The sequence below is a fragment of the Amycolatopsis sp. NPDC057786 genome, assembly GCF_042797905.1.
Taxonomy (GTDB): Bacteria; Actinomycetota; Actinomycetes; order Mycobacteriales; family Pseudonocardiaceae; genus Amycolatopsis.
In genome coordinates, this window is record NZ_JBHVKW010000001.1 from 30,550 (window position 1) to 47,657 (window position 17,108).

Annotated in this window: 15 protein-coding genes; 4 read left to right on the forward strand and 11 right to left on the reverse strand. The window is 67.7% G+C overall.

The window, feature by feature from the left end:
* Window positions 1–55: 55 nt before the first annotated feature.
* The 3 genes from rpsG to ACFVM3_RS00230 all read right to left on the reverse strand — a co-directional run bounded on the left by rpsG (window position 56) and on the right by ACFVM3_RS00230 (window position 1,393).
* Window positions 56–526 carry a 30S ribosomal protein S7 gene (gene rpsG, locus ACFVM3_RS00220; protein ID WP_007031033.1) on the reverse strand — a complete coding sequence of 157 codons (471 nt, stop codon included), beginning with the start codon at window positions 524–526 and terminating at the stop codon, window positions 56–58.
* Window positions 526–900: a 30S ribosomal protein S12 gene (rpsL, locus tag ACFVM3_RS00225; protein ID WP_003102113.1), complete on the reverse strand. Its 375-nt coding sequence runs from the start codon at window positions 898–900 to the stop codon at window positions 526–528. Before rpsL ends, rpsG begins: the two co-directional genes overlap by 1 nt.
* Window positions 901–1,246: 346 nt before the next feature.
* Window positions 1,247–1,393 carry a hypothetical protein gene (locus ACFVM3_RS00230; protein WP_091597937.1) on the reverse strand — a complete coding sequence of 49 codons (147 nt, stop codon included), beginning with the start codon at window positions 1,391–1,393 and terminating at the stop codon, window positions 1,247–1,249.
* A 160-nt stretch (window positions 1,394–1,553) separates the two neighbouring features.
* Here ACFVM3_RS00230 and ACFVM3_RS00235 point away from each other — a divergent pair, with 160 nt between their 5' ends.
* From ACFVM3_RS00235 to ACFVM3_RS00250, 4 genes are read left to right on the forward strand one after another with little or no spacing between them, the layout of a single operon-like run.
* Window positions 1,554–2,132, forward strand: coding sequence for a YbaB/EbfC family nucleoid-associated protein (locus ACFVM3_RS00235; RefSeq protein WP_378434152.1), 579 nt, complete (start codon window positions 1,554–1,556; stop codon window positions 2,130–2,132).
* Window positions 2,129–2,461, forward strand: coding sequence for a hypothetical protein (locus ACFVM3_RS00240; RefSeq protein WP_340684760.1), 333 nt, complete (start codon window positions 2,129–2,131; stop codon window positions 2,459–2,461). The genes ACFVM3_RS00235 and ACFVM3_RS00240 overlap by 4 nt, the downstream gene beginning before the upstream one ends.
* Before the next feature lie 13 nt (window positions 2,462–2,474).
* The gene (locus ACFVM3_RS00245) at window positions 2,475–3,638 is read left to right on the forward strand and encodes a hypothetical protein (RefSeq protein ID WP_378434154.1); all 1,164 of its coding nucleotides are present in this window, start codon (window positions 2,475–2,477) and stop codon (window positions 3,636–3,638) included.
* Window positions 3,639–3,647: 9 nt separating this feature from the next.
* Window positions 3,648–5,084: a hypothetical protein gene (locus tag ACFVM3_RS00250; protein ID WP_378434156.1), complete on the forward strand. Its 1,437-nt coding sequence runs from the start codon at window positions 3,648–3,650 to the stop codon at window positions 5,082–5,084.
* 4 nt (window positions 5,085–5,088) lie between these two features.
* Here ACFVM3_RS00250 and ACFVM3_RS00255 read toward each other — a convergent pair whose 3' ends face one another.
* From ACFVM3_RS00255 to ACFVM3_RS00290, 8 genes are all read right to left on the reverse strand, one after another.
* A complete protein-coding gene (locus tag ACFVM3_RS00255) occupies window positions 5,089–5,589 on the reverse strand; it encodes a GNAT family N-acetyltransferase (protein ID WP_378434158.1) in 501 nt (166 codons plus the stop codon).
* Between the two features lie 54 nt (window positions 5,590–5,643).
* The gene (locus ACFVM3_RS00260; RefSeq protein WP_378434160.1) at window positions 5,644–6,162 is read right to left on the reverse strand and encodes a hypothetical protein; all 519 of its coding nucleotides are present in this window, start codon (window positions 6,160–6,162) and stop codon (window positions 5,644–5,646) included.
* 54 nt (window positions 6,163–6,216) lie between these two features.
* On the reverse strand, window positions 6,217–6,450 hold the full coding sequence (locus ACFVM3_RS00265) for a hypothetical protein (RefSeq protein ID WP_378434162.1): 234 nt from the start codon (window positions 6,448–6,450) through the stop codon (window positions 6,217–6,219).
* A gap of 26 nt (window positions 6,451–6,476) precedes the next feature.
* Window positions 6,477–6,710 carry a hypothetical protein gene (locus ACFVM3_RS00270; protein ID WP_378434163.1) on the reverse strand — a complete coding sequence of 78 codons (234 nt, stop codon included), beginning with the start codon at window positions 6,708–6,710 and terminating at the stop codon, window positions 6,477–6,479.
* A 32-nt stretch (window positions 6,711–6,742) separates the two neighbouring features.
* Window positions 6,743–8,491, reverse strand: a complete 1,749-nt coding sequence (locus ACFVM3_RS00275; protein WP_378434165.1) for a hypothetical protein — start codon at window positions 8,489–8,491, stop codon at window positions 6,743–6,745.
* 81 nt (window positions 8,492–8,572) lie between these two features.
* Window positions 8,573–10,417, reverse strand: a complete 1,845-nt coding sequence (locus tag ACFVM3_RS00280; RefSeq protein ID WP_378434167.1) for a hypothetical protein — start codon at window positions 10,415–10,417, stop codon at window positions 8,573–8,575.
* Window positions 10,418–11,244: 827 nt separating this feature from the next.
* Window positions 11,245–12,999, reverse strand: a complete 1,755-nt coding sequence (locus tag ACFVM3_RS00285; RefSeq protein WP_378434169.1) for a hypothetical protein — start codon at window positions 12,997–12,999, stop codon at window positions 11,245–11,247.
* Window positions 13,000–13,190: 191 nt separating this feature from the next.
* Window positions 13,191–17,102, reverse strand: a complete 3,912-nt coding sequence (locus tag ACFVM3_RS00290) for a DNA-directed RNA polymerase subunit beta' (protein WP_378434171.1) — start codon at window positions 17,100–17,102, stop codon at window positions 13,191–13,193.
* Between the last annotated feature and the right edge of the window lie 6 nt (window positions 17,103–17,108).

Genomic DNA, 17,108 nt, shown 5'->3' on the forward strand with positions numbered 1-17,108 from the left:
TCCCCTGTCTCAAAATTGGGGCCCGGCAAGGCTTGGATCGGCAGCCGGGCGGTCATCACCAGCGGTAGTGCGCGAAGGCCTTGTTGGACTCGGCCATCTTGTGGGTGTCCTCACGCCGCTTCACGCTGGCGCCGAGGCCGTTGCTCGCGTCGAGGAGCTCGTTCTGCAGACGCTCGATCATGGTCTTCTCGCGACGAGCCTGCGAGAAGGAGACCAGCCAGCGAAGCGCGAGCGTGGTGGAACGTCCCGGCTTGACCTCGATCGGCACCTGGTAGGTGGCACCACCGACGCGGCGGCTCTTCACCTCGATGGTGGGCTTCACGTTGTCAAGGGCGCGCTTCAGCGTGACGACCGGGTCGGTGCCGGTCTTCTCGCGAGCGCCTTCGAGGGCGCCGTAGACGATGCGCTCGGCCAGGGACCGCTTGCCGTCCTTCAGCACCTTGTTCACCAGCTGGGTGACCAGCGGGGATGCGTAGACGGGGTCAGAGATCAGCGGCCGCTTCGGGGCCGGACCCTTGCGGGGCATTAGCTCTTCTCCTTCTTCGCGCCATACCGGCTGCGCGCCTGCTTACGGTTCTTGACACCCTGGGTGTCGAGCGAACCGCGGATGATCTTGTAACGGACACCCGGCAGGTCCTTCACACGACCACCGCGCACGAGCACCATCGAGTGCTCCTGCAGGTTGTGGCCTTCACCGGGAATGTAGGCGGTGACCTCGATGCCGCTGGTCAGCTTCACACGAGCGACCTTGCGAAGCGCCGAGTTCGGCTTCTTGGGGGTTGTGGTGTACACGCGAGTGCACACGCCACGCCGCTGCGGGCTCCCCTTGAGGGCCGCGGTCTTCTGCTTGGCAGCCTTGTCCTGGCGGCCCTTACGGACCAGCTGCTGGATCGTGGGCAATGGACCAGCTTTCTGTTCGCGATCTTGCTACTACGTGTTGTCTCCGGCCCCCGCGGTCGGGCGTGTCGGCCCGCGTCACGGTCTTGCGACCGGTAACTTCCCGTAGGGATTTTCCGTCGGATCCCGCGTGGGCGAAGCCTTCGGACCGGATGCCTGAGCACCCCGTCCGTGCCGCACGGCACACGGGACGGCCCGACGCCTGCCGGGCACGGTCTCCAAAGATACCCGGCCACTTCCGGACCGGCCAAATCGGGGGGTCTGTAACTATATCGTGCCGGGCGTCACGCCGCGGCGACCCTGATGGAACGGCGTTTCGGGCCGATCGACGGAGGCGCTGCGCCCGCCGTCATTCCTCGTCGGGCTTGGCGTGGTCCGCCCGGCCCGGATGCGGGTCACGGGAGAGATCGATCAACGGATGCACGGGTGCCCCCTCCGGCGCCGCGTGACTCCCCCGCCTGGGTTCTTCGCTGCTTTCCTTCTGCTCGGCGTCCACGACGCCTCCCCTCGTTCGTACTGATACCGCCCTGCTCGGCGGACCACGCTACCTATTCCCCTATCGGGTGAGCCGGATGGATCCGGAAAGCACACCATCGCGTCAAACCGGTGAATGGGTCACGATGACACCGGTCACACGCATCACACGGGGAGGCTCCATGTCGGCCGAGTTCGAACAGCTGGTCGCCGAGTACGAGAAATTCCAAGCCAAGATCAAACAGGCCGAGACACAGTTCGCGAAGGTCGGCGAGATGCAGGGCGAACTGGCGGAACTGGAGTCGGTGGCGACGTCGCCGGACCGCTCGGTCACCGTCGTCGCGGGGCCCGGCGGGTCCGTGAAGGACATTCGCCTCAGCCCGGAAGCCCTTCGGCAGCAACCACAACAGCTCTCCGCCGTCATTCTGTCCACTTTGCACACCGCGGTGGCCGACGCGGCGCGGAAGCAGGCGGGGATCGTCGACGCGCGGTTCGGCGGGGCGTTCCACCTGAACGTCGAAGAACAGGTTCTCGAAGCCCAAGCGGAAGCACTGGGAACCACGGCGGACGATCTGCGGTCTCAGATGTCGGAGGAGCCACCACAGAACACCGCGCGCCGCCCTCGGAACGAAGACGACTTCAGCGAGGAGACGGTGCTCCGGCGGTCGGACGAACCGACTCCCGGGCCGGCACCGTCCGGCGGGAACTCGGCCGGTGACCAGTTCCTCAAGAACCTGTTCGACGAGGAGGATCACCGATGACCGGACCGGGTGGGCACGCGGTCAAGACGCAGGCCTTGACCGACTACGCGAACAAGCTCGGCTATTACAAGGACGAGGCGGGCAAGTTCGGCGATCTCGTCGACCAGGCCGACGTCACGGACAAATCGTGGGGCCTGATCGGGCTCGCGGTGAAGCAGACCTACACCGGGAAACTCGCCGACCTGCGTGAACTGCTCGAACTGATGAAGACCGGGGTCGATTCGTTCTCCGGGAAGATGACCCAGGCGGCGTCGATCTACAACGGCTTCGAAAACGACGCGACGATCACACTGGGGAAGTACGAAGCCAAGATCGACGGACCGAAGTGAGCTGGGGGACGGCATGACCGACGAGAAGGCGAGCATCGCCGCCGGCGTCAAGATCACGGGTGACGACAGCTTCGGCAAGAACGCGCTCGACGCGGCGAAAAAGGTCCCGATCGCGGGCAAGGGCGTCACCACCGTCGCCAACGCCTACGAGAAGTTCAGCACCGCGCAGGGCCCCGGCGACCTGGCGGCCGCCGGCGGGCAGCTGGTGCAGGACGGCGCCGGGTTCATCGCGGGCGCGGGGGCGGATCTCGCGAGCTTCGTGCTCGACCCGGTCGGCTGGCTGGTCAGCAACGGCCTCAACATCCTGATCGAGCTGATCCAGCCGCTGCAGGACGCGCTGCACTTCGTCACGGGTGACGGCCCGGCGCTGAAGACCGCGGCTGGCAACTTCGGCAACATCGCCAAGGGCTTTGTCACGCTGGCCGACGACTTCGTCAAGACCGGCGACGAATCCCTGAAGGACTGGGTTGGCGACGCGGGCGACGCCGCCAGGAACGCGCTCGGCGACTTCGCCGTCGGCATCAAGGGCATCGGCAACAGCGCCGGGACGGTGGCCGAGACGCTGCAGATGTGGTCGATGGTGATGACCGTCATCGAAGAGGTCGTCAAATCGATCATCTCCGAGCTGGTCACCTGGGCCATCTACATCTGGCTGCCCGCGCTGGCCGCTTCGGTGGTGAGCCTCGGCTCGTCGGTGGCCGCCGCGATGACCGCGACGATCGCCAAGGCCGCGAGCGCGATGGGCAAGATCACCAAGCACCTCGGCAAACTCGGCAAGCTGCTCGACAAGTTCATGGGCTTCATGCTCAAGTGGACCGACGACCTGGTCAAACAGGGTTCGAAGCTGACGAAGGCGGGCAAGGTCGGGATGACCCCCGGCCAGGAGAAGGCGATCGTCGGCGCGTTCGCGAAGGGCACCGGGTCCCAGCTGGGCACCTTCGGCGACGCCGCGAAGGACGTCCTCAAGGGTGTGCCGAACCAGGCGATCAAGCAGGTGGTCGGGGTCAATCCCGCCGACCTGGCGAAGGGTTCGGCGTATCAGGGCAAGGCGGCCTTCGACGTCGCGAACAAGGTCATCGACAACACCAAGAACATCACGGCCGGGCAGGAGTACGGCCGCACCGGCGGGCGCCACAGCGATGAGGAGACGCGCGAGAACCTCGACATGGACCAGTAGGGTCGCCCGATGGACGATCAGCTGGCCGGGCCGTGGCTCATCGCCGGTGGATACACCCTGGCCCTGGCGCTGTTGCTGCTCGGCGGGCGCTTCGACGGACGGCGGCCCACCGCGGCCGCCGTCAGTTACGCGCTCTGCGGGATCCTCGTCTCCGAGACGTCGCTGTACTGGCTCTCGGCGGGGTCCGGCAGTGCGGTGCCTGGCTGGCTGTGGTTCGCGTTCCCACTGGTCATCGCGGCGCTGGCGGCCTGGCGAGGGTATCGGCAGAAGACGTGGATCGGCAGACTCGACGGGTCCGGTGAGCCGACCTTCGGCGTACTCCCCTCGCGGGGGATCGCCGTCACCCACGCGTCACCCGAGTCGGTGGTGACCGCGGTCGAGTTCGACCACAACGGGCACCGGCTGCTCGGGGTCGAGTACCGGCTCGGTGGTTCGGCGGACTTCCCGGACCTCGCCAGGACAGCTGACCTGACCGATGGGACGTATGCCCTGATCCAGCTTCGGACGCCGGTCGTGCCGTCGGTCGTCATCACCCCCGCGACGGGTGCTTTCGAGCCGGAGCGGTTCACGCCGTTGGAGGACGCCCGCATCACGCGGAACACGGTCGGGGCGCCGAAGCCGGATGCCCTGCTGCGGCGGTTCGAGACCGGCACGGAGTTCGACCGCCGGTTCACCGTGACGACGTCCGACCCGGAGTTCGCCGAGGCTCTGCTCTCCCCCGGCGTCCGCGCGCTGTTCGAAGGCGATCCATGGTTCCGGGTTCGCGAGGTCGCCTTCCACGGCGGTTCACTGTGGACCTCCGAAGCCGGGACGCTGACCGAAGAGATGATGTTCGCCGACTCGCGCCGTCTGGCCGTCCTGGCGTCCGAAGTGGACTGGGAAGACGGGGGCTTTCGTTCGGTGGCGGCCGCGTCCGACACCAGCGAGGCCGGCTGGCTCGGCGGACGGCGAGGGCCGCTGGCCGGGCTCCGCGGTCCGCTGAACCGGCGCCGGGAAACGGCCGGACGCCAGCCGCTGTCGACGCTGTCGCTCGTGGCGCGCACGGTCGTCGCGCTCGCGCTGGTGCTGCCGGGGCTGGCGCTCGCGGTGAACTCGCTGACCGCGCTGACCGGGCTCGCGCCCGAGGCGCGGCTCACCGTGACCGCGACGCTGCGGGCGGAGGCGAGCACGTCGAGCTGCACCAGCTGCGGCAACGGCAACCTGGTGGACGGCACCTACGAACTCGACGGTGAGACGCACGAGGTCAAGGATCTGCGGTGGATGTCCTTCGGGACGTTCCCGGAGCGGGGTGACGTGGTCGACATCGCCGTGACGCCGCTGTGGTGGCATCCGCTGATCGAGGGCAAGGACACCGGCGTCTTCCTGCTGCTGATCGGGCTCACCCCCGTCCTCGCCGGTGCCCTCCTCGCCAAGGCGACCTTCGCCCCGCGCCCGCGTCGCGTTTAGCGGGCTAAACGCGATCCGGCACGGCCGGGGCCAGGGACTTCGCGAAGTAGTGGTGCGCGAAGGGCTCGTCGTTGAAGGGTTCGACCGTCTCGTAGCCGAGGCGTGCGTACAACGCCCTCGCCTCGACGAGGTCGTCGCGGGTGTCGAGGCGGATCAGCGTGGCTCCGAGGCCGCGAGCGACGTCTTCGGCGGCGGCCACGAGCAGCGCCGCGCCGCCCTTGCCGCGCTCGGACTTCCGCAGGAAGACGCGAGTGAGTTCGGTGATGCCGGGGGCCGCGACTCGCAGCCCGGCGCAACCGGCGAGCACCCCGTCGCGCCACGCGAGCAGGAAGGTGCCGGTCGGCGGGACCAGGTCCCGGCTGTGGTGCTCCTTGAGCAAGTCGTCGAGTTCCTCTTCGGTGACCTGGCGCTCGTAGTAGCGCGACGCGATCTCGTCCAAGTACTCGCGCAGCAGCTGGGCGGCGTCCGGGTGATCGACAGGGGTGACTTCGAAGCTCCAGGTCATGGGTACATTCTGCCCATCCTGGCCACCGGTTTTCGCTCCGCCACCAGATCGCGATTAGCGGGCTAAACGCAGGTCGGCGCGGTGGTCAGGAGGGGGCGAGGCGGCCGGCGCAGGTGGCGACCTCACCGGGGGGGGCGACTTCTCCGAGGCGACGACGGCGCCGCCCACGGCCACCCGGCATTCGACGGCGCCCTCGCCCTGCCCCATCAGCTGGACGGTCGGCGGGGTGCCGGTGTTCTTCCACGTGAGCTCCTTGCGCCACGGCAGCGCCACCTGCAGCTCCTGGTGCACGAGCCCCAGCCCGTTCGAGTCGTAGACCACGGTCGCGGTCCCCGTCCCGGCCAGCTCGTAGGTGATCCGCCAGTCGTTCGATACCGGCTGCGGCCGGCTGAGCGTCCGCGTGATCGTGCGGTCCGGCCCCCGCGACGGCGCGGCCTCGGCAGGCTCGCCGACCACGGCCACGGTCTCGGCTCGCGGCTCCTCGCCGCCGTTGAGCAGCACCACACAGGTCGCGAGCGCGGCCACCACGATCCCCGCGATGGCGATCCGCCCGATCAGGTGTCTGTCGGCCATCGGTCCTCCTCGCCGAAGCGGCGGCGCGGCCCGAGAGCCGCGCCGCCGCGGAAGTCAGGACGGCAGCAGCCGGCCGGGGACACCGTTGAGGGACTGGACGAGGCCCAGCACCGGGACGCCGAGCGGCGCGAACGTCCAAATGTTGTTGAGGTCGCTCGTGTCGGGTTCGTCGACGACCACGACGTCGTTCGGGGTGTCCTGCGCGGCGAGCGCCGGAGCGGCCGAGCCGAGCACGACGAGGCCGGCGAGCGCGGCACCGGCGACCGCGCGGCCGAAGGTCTTCTTCATGAGATTCTCCTTTGCTGATAACGGTTTTACGAAATGGGCGTGATGATCCCGTAGATCGGGGCGAGGAGGTCGGTGGGCACGGGGACAGTCGATCCGAGCAGTCCGCCGAGGTCGAGGCCGGGGATCAGCCAGACCGCCGGGTCGCCGCCGCCGGTGGGCAGCCCCGGCAGCGGGTCGGCCGCGGCGACCCCGCCGGCGAGTCCGGACAGCGCGCTCGCGACGGCGAGCGGCAGCAGCACACGGGCCGCGATTCGCTTCATTTCTTCTCCCATTCTTTCGTTGAAATCGAACTTCACCGCAGTACCGAGCTGACCGGCACGATCGTGCCGTCGGGGATCCATTGCCCCGCGTAGTTCCGGTCGGCGACCATCCCGACGGCGTGCGGTTCGCCCGGGTACATCGGCATCGCGTTGACCTGGGCCGCCGCGAAGATCTGGACGTCGCCATTGATCGACCTCCCCTGGTCGCCCAGCCAGCTCCGGAAACCGCCGAGCGTGGGACTTTCGCCGCCGAAGGCGTTGCCCGCCGCGACGGCGAAACTCACGGCGACCTGCTCGCGCGGGTCGAACCTCAGTGGCACCGAAGAACTCGCGACGGAGTTGACGATCGGCCCGTTCAGCAGCCAGGGCGCCAGGTACAGGCCGTATTGATGGGTCGGCTTGAGCCGCTGGGACTCGGCCGCGCGGGTCATCGCCGTGTAACCGTCCGCCCAGCCGGACACGACGACCAGCGCGGTGTTCGGACCCGCTTCGGTCTGTACCGGCAGACCGGTACGCGCGGCGGTCTCGCGGACCAGTTTCGCGGCGGCCACGCTACGCGGCGAGGTGTCCTCGACAAGAGTGAGCGCGGAAGGCTTGCGCCCGGCGAGGAATTCGACGAGTTTGACGAGAGAACCGCTGTCGTCACTCGAAAGCGCGTCCGCCGGGCAGGAGGTGAGAACTTCGCGGCGGTCGGCGATCAGGCCGCCCAGCGCCGCCGAAGCGCACTCGGGCGCGTCCGCGTCCTCGATGGCGGGGCCTGGCTCCTCCCCGGCGTCGACCTCGATCGACGTCTTTTCCTCACCGCGGCTGATGACCAGGTCGCTACGCCCCTTCGGCAGGTCGACCTCGGCCCAGGTGCCCTCGGCGCCGGGCCGCACGGTGGCCTTGCCGATCAGGCCGCCCTCGATTCCGGCGGACAGGTCTCCTCCCGCGCTCGCGGGGAAATGGACGAGGTTCTTGCCGGGCCGCTGCGGGCTCACCAGTACGGGGAATCGCTGTTCACCGAGGGCGGCGTCGGCGAGCAGCGCGACACCGGGAACCGGGAGCTCGGGCGGTTTGGGAATGGCCGCGAGGGCGCTCCAGGCAACGAAGCCGACGGCCACAGCGGCCGCGCCGAACCGGTATACACGCGTGGAATCGTTGCGGGAGACGAAGAAACCGGCGATGGCCGGCAGCACCGCGGTCACCAGCAACGTGAGGCCGAAGAGCGTCCCGTAGATCCTGCGATCGAAACCCAGCCCGGAGGTGAACAGCTGGACCGCTCCCGCGACGACAAGAAGCCCGCCCAGTGTCAAGGAAAGCGGGCCGAGCCGGAAGTCCGTCTGGCGCCACTGCTCCGCGGGAACCCAGGCGGAGAGCACGGTGACGCCGAACCACAAGGCCGCGGCCGCGACGTAGACGGTGTCGATGGCGAATTCGACGCCTGTCCGGCCGAGCGAGGTTTCGAGCACCACCAAGGCGGCGAGTGCGAGGGCCGCCCAGCGGCCCGCCGACGGCCACCGGATCAGGACGGGAATCGTCAGTGCCAGCAGGAGATGCACGATCAGCGCGATGACGTTGACGTCGGTCGCGAAGGCGGAAACTGCGGCCAGCAGGGCGGAAACTACGCCGAGGGTGGCGATGGTGAGCCGAAGCCGTCGGGGCAGCTCACCCACCAGTGGGCGCAGGATCCCTGTGCCCGCGAGGAAAGCGGTCGCCAGCAGAAGGCCGAGCCGGAGCAGGACGAGGGCGATGCCGACGCCGGCCGAACCCGAGCTCGCCGGGATGACGTGGTGATCCATGGAGACCTTCTCCGAGCAGATCGGCGGAGCCGTGGGTGGCGGAGTGCGCCCGCCACCCACGACCTTCCGCGCCGAGCAGGGTTACTTGAGATCCGCGTCCGCCACGACGAACAGTTCGGAGTGCGGTTTGGCGTTGCCGAAGGACCCGTGCGGCCAGGTCTTCCGGTTGAAGTTGATCCCGACCTGTCCGGTGAACTCGTCCCGGAAGTTCTGGTCGACCGCGACCTTCCCGTCCTCGCCGAGGTTCAGCAGGTTCACCTTGTGGTCACCGTCCAAACCGGACCGTGCGACGAAGTAGTTCGACACCGCGAGGTGCTGCGGTTTGTCGGTTTCGTGGTAGTAGCCGTCGTCGCCGAGTACGAAGTTGTCGTACGCGCCCCAGTGCGGGCCGCCGCCGGGCGTACCCGGGTTGATCGGCGCCGCGCCGACGACGGTCGGCAGGTCGCCGCCACCGCCCTGCTGGGACTTCTCCTTCGTGTCGATCCGGCCCTTGATGTTCTCGACCTTGTCGCCCGCGGCGACCAGTTTCTGGATGTCGAGGACGTACACGCCGCCGGTGGTGCCGGGGTCGTGCGGGCCGAGGGCGCCCTTGGAGCGTCCCGTGATCGCGCGATAGAGGTACTTGTCGTCGGGGCTGGTCTGGATCCAGCCGCCGTTGGAGCCGCCGCCGTTGGAGTCGTTGTTCGGGTGGATCGCCTTGTTGGCGGCGCCGTCGTCGAACACCTGGATCCAGTGCGGTTCCTTGGCGGTGATGTCCGGCGTGTAGAACACCGCGCCGCCCTGCATGGTCTGAGCGAAGGCGCCCTTGTGACCCGGCAGGTTGGTCACCGTGGTCTCCATGACCGCGCGGCTTTCCGCGTGCAGCGGGTCCGCGGGATCGGCCCTCGGACCGTCCGGCAGGTACGAGACCGCCTTGAGCTTCGGCTTGTTGCGGTCGGAGATGTCCCACGTGCGGACGGTCGGCCGCCGCAGATACGGCGACGGCTGCTTCACCGGATCGAGGATGATGTTGCGCGGCTCGGCGTAGTCACTGGTGACCAGGGTGTTGAGGTCCTCACGGGCCTGGATGCCGTGCGGGTTGGCGCAGGTCGGTTTGTCCAGCTGCGGGAGGTTGTCGCACAGCTTCCTGTTGTCGCCCTGCGGTGTGGCCGCCGGGGACTCCGAGAGCACCTGCGCGTTCTGGTCGAAGCGGACGACCTCGCCGGGACTACCGGCGAAACCGTTGCCCACCACCGTGGAACCGTTGGCGTAAGTGTGCGGGCCGGGCACGACCGGGCCACCCATGTAGGTGCCGTAGGCGGTGCCGTCCTTGAGCACCCAGTACGCGTCCGGCACGGAGCCGCCGAGGGTCTGCGTGGGAAGACTGACGCCCTTGAGCTTCAGTTGCGGCAACGCGGAGACGTCGAAGGCGTACGTCGCGGCGGCGAACAGCGCGCCGGCGTAGATCGTGTCTCCCTTGTGCCACACATACTGCATGTGGTGCGGCTCGTTCTCGACGAGCGGTCCGACGGTGGCGGTGTTGACGACCTTGCCGTACGTCTGGGAACCCTGCGTCGCGTCGATCACGGCGAGGAAGTCCGGACCGGGCAACGCGTTCTTGATCTTGTTCAGACCACCGCCGAGCGAACCCGGCAGGTTCTTGACGTCCTTGACCAGGGTGTCGGCGATGTTCTCGTCACCGGCCCAGACGAGCAGCCACTTCTTGCGCTTGCCGTCCGCGCTCCGGGACGCCGCGACGTCCTTGGACACCAGGTGGTTCTGGACCCAGTACTCCTTGCCGTCGGCCGCCTTCTTCGCGTCCTTGACGACCTGGACGTCGGCGTAGGCGCTCGTCGTGGAGCCGGTATAGGTCACCGTGCCCACGGCGAGCGCCGCCGCCAAGGCACCGATCACCACTTTTCGCCACTTTGGCGAGTTGGATAGCATTCTTTCTCCCTGTTTTTCGCTACCGAAGCGCCAGACAATTGGCACACCTCTCCCTTTTCGCGCAGGCGTCACCGGCGCGGATCAAAGGGAAAGCAAACAACCGCCGGTTCCAGCGGGGAACCGTTGCGGCACAGCGGAAAGTGTCAGCGCGCGAACAACGGGCGCATCCGTTTCGGATACGCGGATTCGCCTACGGCGCGACCAACCCGGAATAGGTCAGGAATCCATACACAGCGCGCTTGCCTGCTGCCGCAAGTCAACGTGCCGGCGCCACACCAAGGCGACTGGGGATTGCATGGGCGAAATACTCGTGTGAGGCCGCTGGAGTGTCAATCTCGCGATCAAAGAATGGGACGTGCCCCGGCGGGGTGAATTTCCCACGATGCGGATGGCCCATTGACCCGAACGGGTGGCCGTTTTCCGAGCATTGGGAATTACGCCACCTGGCGGCACTACCGCAGGTCACAACGGACCAGTAACCCGCGTCCGACCCGAACCGTGTCGTTATGTGTTCGTTACACTTTCTGGGAACTCTGCCGGTCTCCCTTGTGCGACATGCGGCACCGGGCACAACTGCTTCGACACCCTCCCGCGTCCCGCCGGTCCCCAGCGAGGCCAGACGAACGGACACACTCGCGGCGGCCGCCCCCGCACTCGCCGGACCGTGGTGCCCCCTCGCGACCCTCCTGACCTGCGGCCCCTCCTACCGGATCGCGATTAGCCCGCTAAACGCAAGTGCCGCCGGATCGCGTTTAGCGGGCTAAACGCGGTCCGGTGGCATCGGGCGCGGGCAGGTGGCAGATCGCGATTAGGGGGCTAAACGCAGGTCAGTCGGCCTGGCGGCGGCGCGAGATGAAGACCAGGCCCCCGCCGAGTACGAGGGTGGCCAGGGCGAGGGCGCCGAGGCCGAGGACGTCGGCACCGGTGCGGGCCAGCCCCGTTGCGCCGCCGGAAGCCTGGTTACCGGACGCGCCGGGGGCCGGTGTGACGGTTCCGGACGCGTCACAGCCAGGACGCCGGGTGGGCAAGGTGGGCGGCGGTTCCTCGCCGTGCCCGGCTTCGACACGCAGCCGGGCAGGGTTGTCCGCCGGACCGACGACGTAGATCGACTTCGGGTTGTCCTGCATGATCCGCCAACCCTGCGGCGGGGCGAAGAACAGTCGGTACTTCGGCCCTGGCACGACGTTGCTGATCTTGAAGTGCCCCTCCGCGTCGGTCATCGTCTCGACGATGGTCGGGCAGTCGCCGTCGGAGGCGAGTACGACCTTGACTCCGGCGAGCCCTCCCTCCGGCTTGTCCGGATCGGCGTTGCGGACCACCTGGCCCGCGAGGGTGGCGATCCCGCCCGGCACCGCGGCTTCGTCGGTCGCGACCGGGTTGCCGTTGATGCCGACGTCGGTATAGCCGAAGTCACAAGCCACCGAGACGCGGCCATGGTTCAGCGCGGCGTCCGGGACCTTCTCGGTCACGTCGAAGGAGCGGGTCTGGCCAGGGGCGATCGTCGCCCCTGCGAAGTACGCGAGGTCTCCCCAGCCGGGACCCCCCTTCAGGGCGTAGTCCACCCCGGCGCGATTGCAGCCGGCGACGATGCCGATGAGTGGGAGGGGGCCATAGTTCGTCAGGTTCACCGTGACATGGGCGAGCTCGCCGGTCTTGTAGGTGTCCTTGGTGAAGGACACCGACGCTTTCAGCTCGCCGTTCAACGGCCGCACTCCACGGATGGGCAAATCCTTGGCGTCCACACCGGCCCGAACGGTCTTCAGCGGGAACAGCCAGCCCTTGATCGGATCACCGCCACTGCTGAGGAGATATTCGACCGCCGGGACGTCCCCGAAATCGATCTTCCCGTCGGCGTCACTGGTGGCCTTGTACTCCTTGGCACCGGCGGTGTACCGCAGGGTGAGCGGGACACCGGCCAGCTGTTCGCCGTCATCGAGCTTGCCGTTGCCGTTCTTGTCGCCGAACACGACACCCGCCACCCGGCCGGCGACCTTCGTGACGGGGACACTGGACTTGAACTCGCCGACGCTCAACGAGGACTTGTCATAAAGGAAACCTCGGACGCTCACGAAGTCACTCTCGAGGTCTCCCACCTGCCCGGTGACGGGTATCTCGATGGTCTCCCCCAGCTCAAGGGGCACGCCCGGCGAGCGCCCCAGCTTCCCCCAACCCGGCTCGTAGGGGATCGAAAGCGCACCCGGATCACTGAAGAAATAGTGCAGTTGGAGGCCGTCCACGCGGGTTTTACCGACGTTCTTGACCTTGAAGGTGAAACGGACGTCTTCGTCGATCCGATAAGACGACTTCTCGAACGTGACCGAAGCTTCGACCTCCGCTCGCTCGGCCTGCGGCTTCGGCGCCGCGGGTGAAGAACTCTCGACCGGCGGCGCGCTGGGTGTCGGGGCCGGAGTGCTACTCGACGCTTCGGACGTCGCCGGCGCACTGGAGGGTGGGGCCGAAGGCTCCGGATCCGCCAGCGCGGGCGCGGCGAACACGCCGGTCAGGGCCGCGCCGGCGGCGATCGTCGCGAGATAGACCCCCGCGGTACGCGCGATGGATCTCACCCCAGGTGAATTGTTCACGCAGAGTCACCCCTGAATACCCGTTGGACATGCGCAGAGCCCCCGAACCGCGTAGAACCCGGTCACATTAGCGAGATCGGTGAAGGGTTCGTACCCGTTTCGGGTGAGGTGGACTCAAACTGGAACATTCCGGGAAACGGGAAGGGCCCCCGCCGGATCGGCGGGGGCCCTTCTCGTGGATTTCGCTTCGGTCAGCGGAAGTCGCGGCCGAAGTCGTAGTCGTCCAGCGGCACCGCGGCGCCCGGCGTGGAGCCGAACACATCCGGGGTGTAGTAGCCGTCGTCGTAGGACGGGATCGCGTAAGCGGCGACCCGTGCCTCCTCGGTCGGCTGCACCTGGATGTTGCGGTACTTGTTGATCCCGGTACCGGCCGGGATCAGCTTACCGATGATCACGTTCTCCTTGAGGCCCACGAGCTTGTCCGAGCGGCCGTTGATGGCCGCGTCGGTCAGGACACGCGTGGTCTCCTGGAACGAGGCCGCCGACAGCCACGAGTCCGTGGTCAGCGAGGCCTTCGTGATCCCCATCAGCACCGGGCGACCCGAGGCGGGCTCGCCGCCTTCGGCGACCGACGCCCGGTTCTTCGCCTCGAACTTGGTCCGCTCGGGCAGCTCGCCCGGCAGGAAGTCCGTGGCACCGGAGTCGATGATCGTCACGCGGCGCAGCATCTGCCGCACGATGACCTCGATGTGCTTGTCGTGGATCGACACACCCTGCGCCCGGTACACCTTCTGGACCTCGTCCACCAGGTGCATCTGCGCCTCGCGCGGCCCCATGACCCGCAGGACCTCGTGCGGGTCCGGCGTGCCTTCGAGCAGCTGCTGGCCGACCGCGACGCGGTCACCGTCGCCCAGCGGGCCGTTCGGGGTGTTCGCGAGCCGCTGACGCTTGGACAGCTTGTCGAAGACGATCTCTTCGCTGCCGTCGTCCGGGATCAGCGTGATCTTCCAGAACCGCTCGCTCTCCTCGATGCGCACGCGGCCATCGACGTCGGCGATCGGCGCCTTGCCCTTCGGGACCCGGGCCTCGAACAGCTCCTGGACACGGGGCAGACCGGTCGTGATGTCGTCACCGGCGACACCACCCTGGTGGAACGTACGCATCGTCAGCTGCGTACCCGGCTCACCGATCGACTGGGCCGCGACGATACCCACGGCCTCGCCGACGTCGACGAGCTGACCGGTCGCCATGGACCGGCCGTAGCAGGTGGCGCAGATACCGACGGCCGACTCGCAGGTCAGCACCGAACGCACCTTGACCTTGGAGATCCCGCTCGAGATGAGCTTGTCGATCGCCGGGTCACCGATGTCGTCACCGGCGTTGAGCACGACGTTGCCCTTGGCGTCGACCGCGTCGGTCGCCAGGTTCCGCGCGTACACGCTGGTCTCGACGTGCTGGTCGCGCAGGACCTTGCCGTCGCCGATGTCCTCGCCGATCGGCATGTTGATACCGCGGGTGGTGCCACAGTCGACCTCGCGGACGATGACGTCCTGCGACACGTCCACCAGACGACGGGTCAGGTAACCCGAGTCTGCGGTACGAAGCGCCGTGTCCGCCAGACCCTTACGGGCACCGTGCGTCGCGATGAAGTACTCCGCCACCGACAGGCCTTCACGGAAGTTGGCCTTGATCGGACGCGGGATGTACTCACCCTTCGGGTTCGACACCAGACCACGCATACCGGCCAGCGACCGGACCTGCGTCATGTTGCCCGCCGCGCCCGACTTCACGATCATCGCGATCGGGTTGTCGTCCGGCAGCGCCGTCTCCATGATCTTGTGGACCTCTTCGGTGGCCTGCGTCCACACCTTGACGAGCTCGTTGTTGCGCTCGGCGTGCGACAGCTGACCACGCTGGTACCGCTTCTCGACCTGGTCGGCCTTGCCTTCGTACTCGTCCAGAATGGCCTTCTTGCCGGTCGGGACGAGGACGTCGGAAATGGCGACCGTGACACCCGAACGGGTCGCCCAGTAGAAACCGGCGTCCTTCAGGCGGTCCAGGGTCTGCGCGACCTGGGTCATCGAGTAGCGCTCGGCGAGGTCGTTCACGATCGCGGCCTGACGCTTCTTCGGCATCGGCTCGTTGATGAACGGGTAGTCCGCCGGCAGCAGCTCGTTGAACAGGACGCGGCCCAGGGTCGTCTCGGCCAGCCACGCCTTGCCCGGCTCCCAGCCCTTCTCCGCGAGCGCCGCTTCGTCGGCCTTGGCGGGCTGACGGTCGGTGATGCGGATCTTGACCGGGGCGTGCAGGCTCAGCGCCTTGCGGTCGAACGCCATGATCGCCTCGGCGGGCGACGAGTACGCGTTGCCCGCGCCCTCGGCGGTCTCGGTCAGGCGGGTCAGGTGGAACAGACCCGTCACCATGTCCAGACGCGGCATGGCGAGCGGACGGCCCGACGCCGGCGAAAGGATGTTGTTCGCCGACAGCATCAGGATGCGGGCCTCGGCCTGCGCCTCCGCGGACAGCGGGAGGTGCACGGCCATCTGGTCACCGTCGAAGTCCGCGTTGAACGCTTCACAGACCAGCGGGTGCAGCTGGATGGCCTTGCCTTCGACCAGCTGCGGCTCGAAGGCCTGGATACCGAGGCGGTGCAGGGTCGGCGCACGGTTCAGCATCACCGGGTGGCCGGTGATGACCTCTTCGAGCACGTCCCACACCTGCGGCCGCGACCGCTCCACCATCCGCTTGGCGGACTTGATGTTCTGCGCGTGGTTCAGGTCGACCAGCCGCTTCATGACGAACGGCTTGAACAGCTCGAGCGCCATGTCCTTCGGCAGACCGCACTGGTGCAGCTTCAGCTGCGGACCGACGATGATGACCGAACGGCCGGAGTAGTCGACACGCTTGCCGAGCAGGTTCTGACGGAACCGGCCCTGCTTGCCCTTGAGCAGGTCGGACAGCGACTTCAGCGGGCGGTTACCGGGACCGGTGACCGGGCGGCCGCGGCGGCCGTTGTCGAACAGCGCGTCGACGGCCTCCTGCAGCATCCGCTTCTCGTTGTTGACGATGATCTCGGGCGCGCCGAGGTCGATCAGCCGCTTCAACCGGTTGTTCCGGTTGATGACCCGGCGGTAGAGGTCGTTCAGGTCGGAGGTGGCGAACCGGCCACCGTCGAGCTGGACCATCGGGCGCAGGTCCGGCGGGATCACCGGGACGGCGTCGAGCACCATGCCGCGCGGGTCGTTGCCGGTGGCCTGGAAGGCCGCGACGACCTTGAGCCGCTTCAGCGCGCGGAGCTTCTTCTGCCCCTTGCCGTTACGGATGGTGTCGCGCAGGCTCTCGGCCTCCGCGGCGACGTCGAACTCGGTGGCCAGCTTCTGGATGGCCTCCGCGCCCATGCCGCCGGTGAAGTACTCGCCGTAGCGGTCGACGAGCTCGCGGTAGAGCAGCTCGTCGGCGATCAGCTGACGGGTGTCGAGCTTCGTGAAGGTCGTCCAGACCTCCTCGAGACGGTCCAGCTCGCGACCGGCGCGGTCACGCAGCTGACGCATCTCGCGCTCGCCGCCTTCCTTGACCTTGCGGCGGACGTCGGACTTGGCGCCCTCCGCCTCCAGCTCGGCCAGGTCGGCTTCCAGCTTCTGCGCCCGTGCCTCGATGTCCGCGTCACGCTTGGTCTCGAGGTTCTTGCGCTCGACACCGATCTCGTTCTCGAGGGTCGGCAGGTCGTTGTGCCGCAGCTCGGTGTTCACACCAGTGATCACGTAGGCCGCGAAGTAGATGATCTTCTCGAGGTCCTTCGGCGCCAGGTCGAGCAGGTAGCCCAGGCGGGAGGGAACACCCTTGAAGTACCAGATGTGGGTGACGGGAGCGGCCAGCTCGATGTGGCCCATCCGCTCACGACGCACCTTGGCGCGGGTGACCTCGACGCCACAGCGCTCGCAGATGATGCCCTTGAAGCGGACCCGCTTGTACTTACCGCAGTAGCACTCCCAGTCCCGGGTCGGGCCGAAGATCTTCTCGCAGAAGAGGCCGTCCTTCTCGGGCTTGAGCGTCCGGTAGTTGATGGTCTCCGGCTTCTTCACCTCGCCGAAGGACCACTGACGAATGTCGTCGGCGGTGGCGAGACCGATGCGGAGCTCATCGAAGAAGTTGACGTCCAGCACGTCTTT

Coding starts and splice junctions, on each gene's coding strand:
- ACFVM3_RS00255 (WP_378434158.1), bottom strand. CDS start 5,589: ATGACCTGGAGCTTCGAAGTCACCCCTGTCGATCACCCGGACGCCGCC.
- ACFVM3_RS00245 (WP_378434154.1), top strand. CDS start 2,475: ATGACCGACGAGAAGGCGAGCATCGCCGCCGGCGTCAAGATCACGGGT.
- ACFVM3_RS00265 (WP_378434162.1), bottom strand. CDS start 6,450: ATGAAGAAGACCTTCGGCCGCGCGGTCGCCGGTGCCGCGCTCGCCGGC.
- ACFVM3_RS00240 (WP_340684760.1), top strand. CDS start 2,129: ATGACCGGACCGGGTGGGCACGCGGTCAAGACGCAGGCCTTGACCGAC.
- ACFVM3_RS00270 (WP_378434163.1), bottom strand. CDS start 6,710: ATGAAGCGAATCGCGGCCCGTGTGCTGCTGCCGCTCGCCGTCGCGAGC.
- ACFVM3_RS00280 (WP_378434167.1), bottom strand. CDS start 10,417: ATGCTATCCAACTCGCCAAAGTGGCGAAAAGTGGTGATCGGTGCCTTG.
- ACFVM3_RS00275 (WP_378434165.1), bottom strand. CDS start 8,491: ATGGATCACCACGTCATCCCGGCGAGCTCGGGTTCGGCCGGCGTCGGC.
- rpsG (WP_007031033.1), bottom strand. CDS start 526: ATGCCCCGCAAGGGTCCGGCCCCGAAGCGGCCGCTGATCTCTGACCCC.
- ACFVM3_RS00250 (WP_378434156.1), top strand. CDS start 3,648: ATGGACGATCAGCTGGCCGGGCCGTGGCTCATCGCCGGTGGATACACC.
- ACFVM3_RS00235 (WP_378434152.1), top strand. CDS start 1,554: ATGTCGGCCGAGTTCGAACAGCTGGTCGCCGAGTACGAGAAATTCCAA.
- ACFVM3_RS00260 (WP_378434160.1), bottom strand. CDS start 6,162: ATGGCCGACAGACACCTGATCGGGCGGATCGCCATCGCGGGGATCGTG.